The 13,633-nt window shown below is 32.5% G+C and carries 12 protein-coding genes; 1 reads left to right on the top strand and 11 read right to left on the bottom strand.

The genetic code is table 11. The features are described 5' to 3' along the window. Nucleotides 1–39: 39 nt before the first annotated feature. The 5 genes from hppD to uvrC all read right to left on the bottom strand — a co-directional run bounded on the left by hppD (nt 40) and on the right by uvrC (nt 8,504). Nucleotides 40–1,200 (bottom strand): 4-hydroxyphenylpyruvate dioxygenase, encoded by a 1,161-nt coding sequence (gene hppD / locus O9267_RS11875; protein ID WP_298179787.1) that lies wholly within the window; start codon nt 1,198–1,200, stop codon nt 40–42. Nucleotides 1,201–1,278: 78 nt separating this feature from the next. Next, nucleotides 1,279–2,439, bottom strand: a complete 1,161-nt coding sequence (locus tag O9267_RS11880) for a homogentisate 1,2-dioxygenase (RefSeq protein ID WP_298179789.1) — start codon at nt 2,437–2,439, stop codon at nt 1,279–1,281. Nucleotides 2,440–2,701: 262 nt separating this feature from the next. Then, complete coding sequence (locus O9267_RS11885) at nt 2,702–4,174, bottom strand: amino acid permease (RefSeq protein WP_298179792.1); 1,473 nt, start codon at nt 4,172–4,174, stop codon at nt 2,702–2,704. A 139-nt stretch (nt 4,175–4,313) separates the two neighbouring features. Continuing rightward, entirely contained in the window at nt 4,314–6,692 is a 2,379-nt protein-coding gene (locus O9267_RS11890; RefSeq protein ID WP_298179794.1) for a patatin-like phospholipase family protein, read from the bottom strand. A 12-nt stretch (nt 6,693–6,704) separates the two neighbouring features. After that, nucleotides 6,705–8,504: an excinuclease ABC subunit UvrC gene (uvrC, locus tag O9267_RS11895; protein ID WP_298179797.1), complete on the bottom strand. Its 1,800-nt coding sequence runs from the start codon at nt 8,502–8,504 to the stop codon at nt 6,705–6,707. Nucleotides 8,505–8,676: 172 nt separating this feature from the next. Between uvrC and O9267_RS11900 the strand changes: the two genes are divergently transcribed. After that, a complete protein-coding gene (locus O9267_RS11900) occupies nt 8,677–9,918 on the top strand; it encodes a pyridoxal-dependent decarboxylase (RefSeq protein ID WP_298179799.1) in 1,242 nt (413 codons plus the stop codon). On the opposite strand, the gene gmk is transcribed toward O9267_RS11900, so the two are convergent. The 6 genes from gmk to O9267_RS11930 form a co-directional block, all read right to left on the bottom strand. After that, nucleotides 9,915–10,484, bottom strand: a complete 570-nt coding sequence (gene gmk / locus O9267_RS11905; RefSeq protein ID WP_298179801.1) for a guanylate kinase — start codon at nt 10,482–10,484, stop codon at nt 9,915–9,917. The genes O9267_RS11900 and gmk overlap by 4 nt on opposite strands. Then, the gene (locus O9267_RS11910) at nt 10,481–10,981 is read right to left on the bottom strand and encodes a MepB family protein (RefSeq protein WP_366522006.1); all 501 of its coding nucleotides are present in this window, start codon (nt 10,979–10,981) and stop codon (nt 10,481–10,483) included. Before O9267_RS11910 ends, gmk begins: the two co-directional genes overlap by 4 nt. A 30-nt stretch (nt 10,982–11,011) precedes the next feature. After that, the gene (locus O9267_RS11915; protein WP_298179804.1) at nt 11,012–11,872 is read right to left on the bottom strand and encodes a YicC/YloC family endoribonuclease; all 861 of its coding nucleotides are present in this window, start codon (nt 11,870–11,872) and stop codon (nt 11,012–11,014) included. A 78-nt stretch (nt 11,873–11,950) separates the two neighbouring features. Then, nucleotides 11,951–12,325, bottom strand: coding sequence for a four helix bundle protein (locus tag O9267_RS11920; RefSeq protein ID WP_298179806.1), 375 nt, complete (start codon nt 12,323–12,325; stop codon nt 11,951–11,953). 62 nt (nt 12,326–12,387) lie between these two features. Continuing rightward, nucleotides 12,388–13,266: a DMT family transporter gene (locus O9267_RS11925; RefSeq protein WP_298179808.1), complete on the bottom strand. Its 879-nt coding sequence runs from the start codon at nt 13,264–13,266 to the stop codon at nt 12,388–12,390. Further along, nucleotides 13,266–13,619: an ArsC/Spx/MgsR family protein gene (locus O9267_RS11930; RefSeq protein WP_298179811.1), complete on the bottom strand. Its 354-nt coding sequence runs from the start codon at nt 13,617–13,619 to the stop codon at nt 13,266–13,268. The genes O9267_RS11925 and O9267_RS11930 overlap by 1 nt, the downstream gene beginning before the upstream one ends. Nucleotides 13,620–13,633 lie beyond the last annotated feature (14 nt).

Here is a 13,633-nt window from a genome sequence, read left to right on the forward strand (position 1 = left end):
AACGTTGTAGTTTGCGAAATGTTTAAGAAATGATGGTTTTTATAGTGTTCCCCTCAGCGCTTGTTCTCTTTCAATTGACTCAAAAAGTGCTTTGAAGTTGCCTGCTCCAAATCCGGTTGCGCCCATTCTTTGAATTATTTCAAAAAATAAGGTTGGTCTGTCTTCCACTGGTTTTGTGAATATTTGTAAAAGATAACCATCTTCATCAGCATCAACTAAAATAGAAAGTTTTTGCAATTCTTTGATATCTTCTTTCATCATGTCTCTGTGAACACCTAATCTGTTCGGAATATCATCATAATAGGCTTGTGGTGGTGGTGGCAAGAATTCAACTCCACGAGATTTTAATCCAGCAACTGTTTTTATTATATCATCTGTTGCCACAGCAAGGTGCTGAACGCCTGAATCTTCATAAAAATCTAAATATTCTTCAATTTGTGATTTTTTGTTTCCTTTTGCTGGTTCGTTAATTGGAAATTTAATTCTTCCGTTACCGTTACTCATTACTTTGCTCATTAAAGCTGAATATTCGGTGTGAATTTGAGTATCATCAAACGATAAGAAATTTTCGAATCCCATAACGTCTTCATACCATTTTACCCATTGGTTCATTTGTCCCCAACCTACATTTCCCACCATATGATCTACATATTTTAGACCTAGTGGTTCTGGATTATATTCTGATTTCCATTCTACAAAACCTGGTAAAAAGGCGCCGTTGTAGTTTTTTCTTTCAACGAAAATGTGAACAGTTTCACCATAGGTGTAAATTCCTGAACGAACTACTTCTCCGTGCTCGTCTTTTTCTACTGTTGGTTCCATAAATGGTTTTGCACCACGTTTAGTAGTTTCTTCAAATGCAGATTTTGCATCTTCAACCCAAAGAGCAATAACTTTTACACCATCACCATGCTTGCGCAAATGATCATTAATTGGTGAGCTACTGTTTAATGGAGTTGTTAGAACCAAACGAATTTTGTCTTGTTTCAAAACGTAACTTACAGAATCTTTAGAACCTGTTTCTAATCCACGGTATGCGTGCGATTGAAATCCGAAGGCTGTTTTGTAATAATGTGCTGATTGTTTTGCGTTACCAACGTAAAATTCAACATAATCTGTTCCTAATAGTGGAAGAAAATCTTGTGCTCCACTGAATATTTTTTCTAGTCCGTAATCTACGGATTTTACTTCTTTACTCATTTTTGTTTTGTATTAAGATGAAAGTTTTAAGAATTAAGATTCAACTTTATTCAAAAAATATTTTCTAAAAATTTATTATTATTTATCCAACCAAGACAGGTAGTAGGTTTCATCAGCAATTTTCATAGCTTCTTCTGTAACCATTAAAGGTTTGAATGTATCAACCATTACGGCTAACTCAAGCGTTTCTTTTTTACCAATACTTCTTTCTGCTGCTCCTGGGTGAGGTCCGTGAGGAATTCCTGCTGGATGAAGCGAAATATTGCCAGGTTTTACATCGTTTCTACTCATAAAATCGCCATCTACATAATATAAAACCTCATCGGCATCTATATTACTATGATTGTATGGTGCTGGAATTGATAAAGGATGATAATCGTATAGTCTTGGAACAAATGAACAAACTACAAAAGCTGAAGTTTCAAATGTTTGATGAACTGGTGGCGGAAGATGAATGCGACCTGTAATAGGTTCAAAATCGTGAATAGATAGTGCGTATGGATAATTAAAACCGTCGTAACCAACTACATCAAATGGATGTGAAGCATAAACCATCTCGAAAATTTCATCTTTCTTTTTTACTTTAATAATAAAATCTCCTATTTCATTATTTGTTTCTAATTCATATGGACGACGAATATCTCTTTCGCAATAGGGTGAATGTTCTAATAATTGTCCAAACCAATTTCTGTATTGTTTTGGTGTGTAAATTGGAGAATGAGATTCGACAATAAACAAACGATTTTCTTCAGTATCAAAATCTATTTTGTAGATGATACCACGAGGAATGATTAGATAATCACCATATTTAAAGTCAAGATTTCCGTAGATAGTTCTTAATTTTCCTGATCCTTGATGAATGAAAATCATTTCGTCAGAATCAGTATTTTTATAAAAATAATCGGTTGTTGATTTTCTTGGAGCTGCTAAAACAATATGACAATCGGAATTGGTTAATACAATTTTGCGGCTTTCTAAGAAATCGTCTTGTGGTGCCACTTCAAAACCTCTTAATTTATAGGACTGAATGTTGTTTGATTTTGCAATAGTTGGCGCAACGCTATATTGTGAACGAATTTCTTTTACTTGCGTTGGTCGTTGTTCGTGATAGGAATTGGTTGACATTCCGTCGAAACCAACTGTTCCAAAAAGTTGTTCATAATACAAATCGCCGTTTGGTTTTCGGAATTGTGTATGTCGTTTTGGTGGAATGTTTCCAAGTTTGTGATAAAATGGCATTTTTCTTTTTGTTTAAAAGTTTAAAAGTATAAAAGTTTAGGAGAACCTAACTTTCGTTAACACTCAAAAAGAATCAACTCATTCAGGATTTCTCTTGATGAGGAATTTTAAATGGATTAAAAGGTTGTCCCATTTTTTCATAAAACAAATATCGGGAAAATTTATTTTAGTTGATAAAAATTATAAAATATTTATAAAATGAAAAAGCATTAAAAAATGAAAAATCAAATTTTAATGCTTTTTAGAATAGCTGAAAATCTATTTATTTTGGATTATTCAGATTGCTATTCTTTTTACTATATGCAAAATATATTATAAGCCCTAGCGCTAACCAAACGGCAAGTCTTAACCAGTTTGTCCAACCTAAACCATAAATCATCGCAAGACAAACAACAACTCCTAATATTGGAACTAAAGGAACTAAAGGTGTTTTAAATTCACGTTTCATATCAGGTTCTGTTTTTCTCAAAACAATTACCGAAATACAAACTAAAATAAAGGCAAATAAAGTTCCAATACTTGTCATATCACCAACAATGTCTCCAGGCACAAATGCTGCAAATAAACCTACAATAACTAAAATAGCAAGATTTGCTTTGTAAGGCGTTTTGAATTTTGGGTGTAAATCTCCGAATGCTTTTGGCAATAAACCGTCTCTTCCCATTGCATAAAAAACTCTTGATTGACCAAGTAACATTACTAATATTACAGAAGTAAATCCGAATAAAATGGCAACTGTTACAAATTGAGCCAACCAACCATAACCTGGCATTGCAGAAGTAATTGCATTAGCAACTGATGCTTCTTTTCCACCAGTTCTAAAAAACTCTACTGATTCTAAACCCGTTAAAACATGAGCAAAAAGAATATATAAAATGGTACAAATAGCTAGTGAACCTAAAATTCCGATAGGCATATCGCGTTTTGGGTTTTTAGTTTCTTGAGCGGCTGTACTTACTGCATCAAAACCAATGAATGCGAAAAACACTGTTCCTGCTGCACCAAGTATTCCCATAATACCTCCAAAATTATGACCAACTCCGTGTTCGTCTGTAAAAATAGAACTTTCAGGAATATAAGGAGTGTGATTTGCTGGATTTATAAAACTCCATCCAAAAACGATAATCATTACAACAATTGCCACTTTTACAACAACAATAATTCCGTTTACAAACGCTGATTCTTGGGTTCCTTTTATTAATAATAAACTAATTACTGCTACAATAAACAATGCTGGTAAATTTATAATTCCAGTAACTCCATCTGCCGATGTTTGAAAGGGCGAATGACATAATTCATAAGGAATCGGACTGGTATGGAGGACATTGACCAGCAGATTATTGAGGTATTCACTCCAAGCAATACCAACCGTTGCTGCTCCCACGGCATATTCAAGAATTAAATCCCAACCAATTATCCAAGCTAATAATTCGCCCATTGTTGCATAAGTATAAGTATATGCACTTCCTGAAATTGGAATAGAAGATGATAATTCGGCATAACATAAACCTGCTAATGCACAACCAATTGCAGCAACTATAAATCCAATGGTTACTGATGGACCAGCATTTTGAGCTGCTGCCGTTGCTGTTCTAACAAAAAGTCCAGCTCCAATAATAGCTCCAATTCCAAGAGCGACCAATGACCAAGCAGTTAATGTTCTTTTTAATCCTTTTTCTGATTCTGATGCTTCTGCAAGCAAAATAGCCATAGGTTTTCTTTTCCAGATTGACATATTTTTTAGTTTTTAGTTTGGTTAGTTTTTATTTTATTTTTGAAAATTTCAATAAATCTTTAAAATCAAAAAAGATTCATGAAGGTTCCAAATATATCATTTTTTTAGTAAAAAAAGAAAAATACACTTGATGAAGAATTTAAAACCAAAAACCAACGCTCAACCAAGCAAAAGGTTTTGGATTATCTGGCGACCAAGAATATTTAAATTCTATTGGGCCAATTATAGTTTCAAGTCCGTAACCAACAGCATATCCTGATTGTTTTTTTCTATCAATCCAATCTACTTTTTCAAAAAGAGCATCTTCTATAATTGCATAGTTTGCAGAAAAATTCAAGTGGTTTTTTTTGAAAATTTCATAATCAACAGTAGCAGCAGTTTTTATAAAACTATCAGCAGCCATCGATATAAAATCATGACCATAAAAATGATTAAAATTATTAATGGTGTTGTAGCCATAACCCCCAAAAACATAATCTAAATAGGAAACACTTTCTTCGCCAATAACTAATCCAATGTCAGCTTGAAGTTTAAGAGTTGCTTTTTTATACAATTTTCTGGCAATTCCAATTTCACCTTTTACTGTTGAAAATCTATTAAATTGATCGGAATAATTATTTGAAAAAAGATAGGTTTGAAAAGTTCCATTAAAATTCCATCCTTTTCTAGGGAAATATTTGTTATCATAAGAATCATAGGTTATGTAACTAAAAGCGCTTCCATAATCGCTGTTTTCAAATATAGATGCTGAATTGTTGAGCGTTTTTGATCTTATTCGCATATGTTTCCATTCAACTCCAACGCCAATTAGAAATTTTTGAGCAAAAATAGTTTGAACATAAGCCTGGTTATTCAAATCTAGGAAATCGACATTTAGAGATGTAATATTAAGTGATGTAAATAGACTTCCGTTGCTAAAATCGGTTGAAACATTTCGGTTAAACTGATTTAATCTCGATTTGAATCCGAAACTAAAGTAAAAACCATTGTCAACATAATAATCCAGATTATATCTAAAATTATCGCCAAGCACTAAGTCTAACGAAAGCACGTCATTTCTAAATATTGATTTTTTTTGAGTTAAATTAACTAAAATGGCACTTTTGTATAAATCATCATAGTGTAAGCCAAATTTTAAAAATGTTTTGTTTTTACTTTCTGTCAATGTTAACTGTAAATCATCACCATTATCTAATTGGTTTAAATTATAACCGATAGAACTGAAATTTTGAGTTGCATTTAATTTGTTTAATCCGTTTTTTAAATCTGTATAACTTATTTTTGATGGCTGTTTAAACCCAAGTTTACCTACAACATAAGCTCTTGTGTAATTTTTTAAATTTGAAAAACTAATTCTATTTATTTGAATACTATCGTTAACGTTTTTTAAAGATTGAAGTTTATATGTTTCTGTATTACCTAAAACTTTTAATTTTTCATACACTGTAAAAGAAGCTTCTTCTCCTTTTCTAATAATATCTCTTCCATCATCAAATGAGATTACATTATAACCCGAAATATCTGGTTTTATATAAATATCTGTTTTGCTTATCTTCTCTTTCATGCTTTCAATCATCTGTAAATTAGATATTTGAACTAATATCCGAGTGGCATCTTTTAGAGAATTTCTGTCTTTTAGATCATCTTGAACATCAACGCCAATGATGATATCGGCTCCCATTTTTCTTACTTGATCAATAGGATAATTATTGGTAACACCACCATCAATAAGTAATCTTCCATCAATTTCTACTGGTGAAAAAAGTGTTGGAAATGCTGAACTAGCCAACATTGCTTGTGGTAAATAACCCTTGTCTAAAATTACTTCTTCACCTGTTTCAATATCGGTTGCAATGCACAAAAAAGGAATTGGCAATTTGCTAAAATCTCTTACGTGTCTTACTTTATTTGTTAGTTGGTTTAGAACGTTGTAATTATATAATCCTTTGGATAATGCTACCGGAATTCCCAAACTCCATTTGTTGAAAGGCAATGAAATGGCATACATTTCGTCGTTTCTTTTTTCGTAAAAACTTTTGGATGTTCTTGGATTGTAATCTTGAAGAAGTTCGTCAAAATTTATTTTTCTAAAAATAGAATCTATTTGAGTTGCGTTATAACCTGAGGCATATAATCCGCCAACAACTGCTCCCATACTGGTTCCTCCAATATAATCTATTTTTATTCCGGCAGCTTCAATTACTTTTAAAACTCCAATGTGAGCAAAACCCTTTGCGCCACCACCACTTAATACTAGTCCGATTTTTTGTTTTTTTATAGTTTCTTGAGAAAAGACGGAAGACGGAAGATGGAAGATGGAAGTTATTAGTAAAAAAGTTGCGAGTTGCGAGTTGCGGATTGCGAGTTGAAACGAAAAGATGTTCTTGAAAATTGATTTTGACAAAAGACCATTACCAACTAGCCCCGATAGGAATGGAAATCCTTTTTCTTTTCTTTTTGAAAAGAAAAAGATTGGAATGGATAGCGGGAATATGGACTGAAAGTATGCCTTAAACATTCGCTTCAAATATTAATTATCTAATTTATGGTAAAAGTCGGAAATTTTTTTGGCTTTTGATACACCAACTACGTCAGAAATTTCTTTTTCGGTGGCTAATTTTAATCTTTTAACACTTTTGAAATGTTTTATTAATGTGAGCATCGTTTTTTCTCCAATTCCAGGAATGGTTTCTATGGATGAATTTAATGCCGATTTGCTTCGTTTGTCACGGTGAAATGTGATTCCGAATCTATGTGCTTCGTTTCTTAGAAACTGAATAACTTTAAGTGTTTCCGATTTTTTGTCGAGATATAATGGTGCTGAATCGCCAGGATAGAAAAGTTCTTCGAGGCGTTTTGCAATTCCAATGATGGCTATTTTTCCTCGCAAACCTAAATCGTCAATACTTTTTAAAGCAGATGAAAGTTGTCCTTTTCCTCCATCAATGATTATTAATTGAGGTAATGGTTGGTTTTCGTCTAATAATCGCTTGTATCTGCGGTAAACGACTTCTTCCATTGAGGCAAAATCGTTTGGACCTTCAACAGTTTTTATATTGAAATGACGGTAATCTTTTTTGGATGGTTTTCCGTCTTTAAAAACTACACAAGCAGCAACAGGATTGGTTCCTTGAATATTGGAATTGTCAAAACATTCAATATGTCGTGGCTCAACCGAAAGGCGTAAATCTTTTTGCATTTGCGCCATAATTCTATTCGTGTGACGTTCGGGATCAACAATTTGAATTTGTTTTAACTGATCTAAACGGTAATATTTAGCATTTCGTTCAGATAAATCAAGAATTTGTTTTTTGTCGCCTAGTTGTGGAACGGTAATTTTTATATTATCTCCAAGATTTAAAGGAAATGGCAAAACAATTTCTTTAGAAGTCAAATGAAAACGCTCCCGAAGTTCGACAACGGCTAGTTCCAGAAGTTCTTCGTTGGTTTCATCTAATTTTTTCTTTAATTCCAATGTATACGAACGAATAATAGCTCCGTGTGCGATTTGCAAGAAGTTGACATACGCCATAGTTTCATCGGAAATAATTGAAAATACATCAATATTAGAAATTTTCGGATTTAGAACTGTTGAACGTGATTGATAGTTTTCAAGTACTTCGATTTTTTCTTTGATTTGTTGTGCTTCTTCAAATTGCATATTAGCTGCAAATTCCTGCATTTTAGATTTAAAATCTTTCAAACTCTCTTTGAAATTTCCTTTCAATATTTCACGAATAGCGTTGACTTGAATTTGATAATGTTCAGCAATTTCGTAACCTTCGCATCCGCCTTTGCAATTACCAATATGAAATTCTAAACAAACTTTATATTTTCCTTTATCTATATTGTTTTCGGTTAAATCATAGTTACAAGTTCGCAATGGATATAATTCTTTTATCAAATCCAAAATCGTATTAACCGTTTTGAAATTAGTATAAGGTCCAAAATATTCCGAACCGTCTTTTATCATTCTACGCGTTGGAAATATCCTAGAAAAAGGTTCTTTTTTGATGCAAATCCAAGGATAAGTTTTATCATCTCGCAATAAGACATTGTAACGCGGTTGGAGTTTTTTAATCAAATTATTTTCCAACAAAAGCGCATCTTGTTCAGACGAAACTACAATATGTTTTATAGTAACAATTTTGCGAACTAGCACATTTGTCTTTCCGTTATCATGCACTTTATTGAAATAGGAAGAAACTCGTTTTTTGAGGTTTTTGGCTTTTCCTACATATAGAATTTTATCCTCTTTATCATAATACTGATATACTCCGGGATTATCGGGAAGCGTTTGTATTTGAAGTTCTAAAGATGGATTGTTCATTGTTTTTAAGAAAATAGAGCAAAGAATAAAGAAAATAGATTTTGTAAATTATCTTCAAACAAATTTAACTTTAAATTCTTCACAAAGCAAATTCCTATTGGCAATCTTTTAAACTAACAATTATCATGTTTTATATTAAGTGGTTAAAGTAGTTTTGGCGAAAATTTCAGGTATGATTTATTGGAAAAAACTCCCAAAAGAGGAACGAAAAAATAAAATTCAACAAGCTTTGAATGCGAATGTCAATTTTGCAAAAGACACTTCATTGGGTTATCCAGCATCAAAATTGGATGGAAAAGTATTTTATGATGCCGATTTTTTGAAAGACGCGCCAGTTTTGCAAACGTTTGTTGCTAATCCAAATCATATTGGATGTCATACTTTGGGTGATTCTGAAAGTGCTTTTAAAGGAACTCACGAATTGGAAAAAGAAGTTTTGAACGTACTTGCTACTGATGTTTTTAAATCAAAACCAAACGATTTTGACGGCTATATTTCTCCAGGTGGAACTGAAGCTAATGTTCAAGCTATTTGGATGTATCGCAACTTTTTTATGTACAAAAAAGACGCTAAACTTGAGGAAATATTAATTTTAGCTTCGGAAGACACACACTATTCTATTCCGAAAGGTGCTAATTTATTACAATTGGATTGGTTGAAAATTCCAGTTTCATTTGAAAACAGAGAAATTGATACAATTGCATTAGAAGAAATCATAGTTAAAGCCAAAAACAATGGGAAAAAATATTTCATTGTAATTTCCAATATGGGAACCACAATGTTTGGTTCTGTTGATAATCCGGAAGATTATATTTCTGTTCTAGAAAAATACAATTTAGATTTTAAACTTCATATTGATGGCGCTTATGGCGGATTTGTTTATCCATTTAGTAATGAAAATTCTACTATAAATTTTAGTAATCCAAACATCAGTTCGATTACAATTGATGCTCATAAAATGCTTCAAGCGCCTTATGGAACAGGAATTTTTATTTGCCGAAAAGGTTTGATTGAAAATGTACTTACCAAAGAAGCACAATATGTAGAAGGAATGGATTTGACGCTTTGCGGAAGTCGTTCTGGTGCAAATGCGATTGCCGTTTGGATGATTTTGTTTACTTACGGACCGCACAAATGGTTTGAAAAAATTAGTGTTTTACAAATGAGAACGCAATTTTTGTGTAATGAATTGGATAAACTAGGAATTAAATATTTCCGTGAACCATTTATGAATATTGTTACTATTCATGCAGAATATATTCCAAGAGAAATTGCTGAAAAGTATGATTTAGTTCCAGAAACGCACAATCATGAAAATAAATGGTACAAAATCGTACTTATGAATCACGTTGAAGTACAACATTTATCCATTTTTATTGAGGAATTGAAAGCGGCGGTTTGCGTTAAAAGTTAAGACACAAATTTTTTCACCAACTGATACGCTTCTTCTTTAGCTACATCTAAATCATAGTTTTTGATGATTTTGTCAAATTGTGGTGCGGTTGCTAGTTCAACATGCGCTTTGGCAATTCGCATATTGATTTTTTCATCGCTTTCGGTTGAACGTTCTTTTAGACGGCGTTTTAGTTCGTCAACACTTGGTGGTTTTACAAAAACGGCCAATGTTTCTTGCGGAAATTTAGATTTAATTCGCAATCCGCCAGCAACATCAATGTCAAAAATTACGTTTTTCCCTTTTGCCCAAATACGCTCGACTTCGCTTTTTAACGTTCCGTAAAAGTTGTCACGATAGACTTCTTCCCATTCTACAAAATCTTCGGCTTTGATGTGTTTTTTAAAATCAGCAATTGACATAAAATAGTAATCTTTTCCGTTAACTTCTTCACCGCGAGGATCACGAGTTGCAGCCGAAATTGAAAACTCCAAATTCAAATCGTTTTGTTCTAATAAATGTCGCACTATAGTTGTTTTTCCCGAACCAGATGGAGCTGAGAATACGAGTAATTTTCCTTTGTTCATTGTTTAAAAAAGCATTTAGCTTGGTTACTATCACTATTTTTATCAATTGGAATTTCTATAAAATAATCCAATTGCCATTTTTGTGTTTTTTGAGCTTGAGAACTTTCCGTTTTAACCCAACTTGGATAAACTCGAAAGGCTCTTTTCCCTTCTTTTATGTCACTAATAATTCCTTTTAGCAGTAAAACTGATTTTGGAAAAACAAATTGTCCGAAATAATTTCCTTCTTTCACATTTATTAAAACAAAATCAAAATCATCGGTAAACTCTAATGGTTCAATATGACTTTTTTCTGTTTTTCGCTTCCATAAAGTTACAAATTGTCCCATTTTAGTTGGAGTAATTTTGGCTTGACGGAAAACAATTTTCAAATTATTTATTTCAAATCGATGTGCACAATATTCAGAACTTTCTTTCTCAATTTCGATATTTGATAATTTAAAACCCAACTTGTCAAATACTAATTCTTTAGTTTCGATTAAAATTGAATTCATCATTTTTTGAGTCTATTCAGTTCTCTATTTTCTTTATAAAACATTCAAAACTTGTTCCTTAATTTTCTCCAATTCGTCTTTCATCATCACAACCAATTTCTGCATTTCAGAATGATTTGATTTTGAGCCCATTGTATTGATTTCTCTTCCCATTTCTTGCGTTATGAATCCCAATTTTCTTCCGTTGGCTTCACTTCCAGCAAGCGTTTCTTTGAAATAATTTAAGTGATTTTCAAGACGTACTTTTTCTTCGGTAATATCGTATTTTTCAAGATAAAAAATCAATTCTTGCTCAAAACGATTCTCATCAACATTGCCTTTTAATTCGTCTAAAGCCGTTCTTAAACGAGTTTTTACCGTTTCAACTCTTTCAGCATCGTACGAAACGGCATCATTCATTAATGAAAGAATATTGGCAATTCTCAATTGAAATTCTTTTTCTAAAGAAGCACCTTCGTCTTTTCTGAATTGTGCCATGTTTTCTAACGCATCATCAATGACTTTTTGAATTTCTTTCCATTCGTTTTCGTCTATTTCGTCACGTTCAGTTTTTAGCGCATCGGGCATTCTTACTGCCATTTTCATCAATTCGGTTTCGTCAGCATTTGGAATTACGGCTTTCATCTGATTGATATACCCTTTTACAATTGGCACATTAATTTTAGAAGATGTTTCTTCGCCAGTAACTTCAATATAAAGTGAAAAGTCGATTTTTCCGCGTTCTAATCGTTGTGATAATTGATTGCGTAAACCCAATTCCATTTCGCGGTAAACCGATGGCATTCTGGTATTCAGATCTAAACCTTTACTATTAAGCGATTTGATTTCAACTGTAATTTTCTTGGTAGGTAATTGCAAAGAAGCTTTCCCAAAACCCGTCATGGATTGTATCATATTTTTTTATAAGTATTCAAAGATAATAAAAAGTGTTAATTATTCAGTCACAGTTTACAGTCACAGTTTACAGTTTTTTTATTTTTCTGAATTGCAACCAAATTTATCGGGATTATTAATCATGTAATTAATAAGTTTTCCCACTTCTAAGGATTTTTCGTTTAAACTTTTATGAATTTCAATACTGATATATTCACATTCTAAAGCAAAATCAAGCCAAGTATTTGTTTCAGAATTTTCACCATCACAATCGGTTAATTTACTTATAAAATGATTTACATATCTTCTTTTTCTATATGCTTCCGCCATGTTTGCACAAACACTTCTTGATGAACGTCTAATTTGGTCTGTTAATGAATAAGTTTCTTCTTTTGGGAATAACTTGGAAACTTTAAAAATTTCCATTGCCAAAGAAAAAGCTTTTTTATATGCCAATAAGTCTTTGTAATCCATATATTTATTTTTTTAATTACTGCCAACTGTGACTGCCAACTGCGACTAAACTATACGACTGCCTACTTTTTCTGCGTTACCAAATAAACACCTGTAAATATCAAAACTGCCGAAAGTAATTTGACTAAACTCAAATCATCTTTCCCTAAACTTACGGCGAAAATCGTTGCAAAAAGCGGTTGTAGATATATGAAAACAGCAACGGTTGTTGGTTTTAATTCGCGCATCGAAACCAAGTTGAGTAAATAGGTTAAAAACGTGGAAAAAATCACTACAAAACCAATTTTCCAGAAAATAGTAGTTGGAACTATTGCCCAATCAATCGCTTGAAATTCATTCCAGCCAAAAGGTAACACCATTATGAATCCGAAGGTGTAAATCCATTTTACGAAAGTGAAAGCGTTGTATTTATCCATTAATTTTTTTACAATTATTAGATAAAAACCATATGAAACGGCATTTATAAAAACTAGTAGATTTCCCAAAGTTGCATTTGGAGCATTAACCATCGATTTCCCGTAAAGAATGAGTGTTATGGTTCCGGTTAAACCCAACATTATTCCGAAAATTTTACGTTTTTGCATTCGTTCTTTCATAATTATTGCGGAAAGAATCAATACAATCATTGGTGTTGTAACCATCAAAACGGCTCCCATAATTGGCGAAGTATAACTCAACCCTTTGAAAAATGTCAGCATATTTAAAGCCACGCCAAACAAAGCGGCAGCTACTATTCGAGGAAAATCTTCTTTGGCAATTTTTTCTTTTGGACCAAAAAATGAAACTAACCAAAACAGCAACATCGAACCACCAACTCGCATGGTTATAAAACCAAATGGTTCAACATATTTTGGCATTACATCTTTGGCAATGGTAAAGGTTACGCCATAAATAATTGATACTAAAGTAGCGGCTAGTAATGCCCAATTTCTTTTTGACATTAACTCAATGCTTTAATTACTTCTGCAATATTTTTTTGGCTGTTTCCGATGTAAATTTTGCCATCAATGATAAAAACGGGACGACTTAAAAACGTGTAATGTTCTAAAATATAGTTTCTATAATCAGCTTCAGTCAAGTTTTTACTTTTTAAATCCATCGATTTGTATAGTTGCGCTTTTCGGCTAAATAAAGCTTCGTAACTGCCCGATAATTGATGCATTTCATCCAATTGTTGTTCGGTAATTGGATTTTGTCGAATATCTTGAAATTCTAATTTATCGGTATTTGGAAGCGATTTTATAATTTTTCTACAAGTATCGCATGAAGCTAAGTAGTATATTTTGTTTGCCATAAGAATTGTTTTTG

The organism is Flavobacterium sp., assembly GCF_027531705.1.
GTDB lineage: Bacteria > Bacteroidota > Bacteroidia > Flavobacteriales > Flavobacteriaceae > Flavobacterium.

Coding starts and splice junctions, on each gene's coding strand:
- O9267_RS11885 (WP_298179792.1), bottom strand. CDS start 4,174: ATGTCAATCTGGAAAAGAAAACCTATGGCTATTTTGCTTGCAGAAGCA.
- hppD (WP_298179787.1), bottom strand. CDS start 1,200: ATGAGTAAAGAAGTAAAATCCGTAGATTACGGACTAGAAAAAATATTC.
- O9267_RS11930 (WP_298179811.1), bottom strand. CDS start 13,619: ATGGCAAACAAAATATACTACTTAGCTTCATGCGATACTTGTAGAAAA.
- gmk (WP_298179801.1), bottom strand. CDS start 10,484: ATGAACAAAGGAAAATTACTCGTATTCTCAGCTCCATCTGGTTCGGGA.
- O9267_RS11890 (WP_298179794.1), bottom strand. CDS start 6,692: ATGTTTAAGGCATACTTTCAGTCCATATTCCCGCTATCCATTCCAATC.
- O9267_RS11925 (WP_298179808.1), bottom strand. CDS start 13,266: ATGTCAAAAAGAAATTGGGCATTACTAGCCGCTACTTTAGTATCAATT.
- O9267_RS11915 (WP_298179804.1), bottom strand. CDS start 11,872: ATGATACAATCCATGACGGGTTTTGGGAAAGCTTCTTTGCAATTACCT.
- O9267_RS11920 (WP_298179806.1), bottom strand. CDS start 12,325: ATGGATTACAAAGACTTATTGGCATATAAAAAAGCTTTTTCTTTGGCA.
- O9267_RS11900 (WP_298179799.1), top strand. CDS start 8,677: ATGATTTATTGGAAAAAACTCCCAAAAGAGGAACGAAAAAATAAAATT.
- O9267_RS11910 (WP_366522006.1), bottom strand. CDS start 10,981: ATGATGAATTCAATTTTAATCGAAACTAAAGAATTAGTATTTGACAAG.
- uvrC (WP_298179797.1), bottom strand. CDS start 8,504: ATGAACAATCCATCTTTAGAACTTCAAATACAAACGCTTCCCGATAAT.
- O9267_RS11880 (WP_298179789.1), bottom strand. CDS start 2,439: ATGCCATTTTATCACAAACTTGGAAACATTCCACCAAAACGACATACA.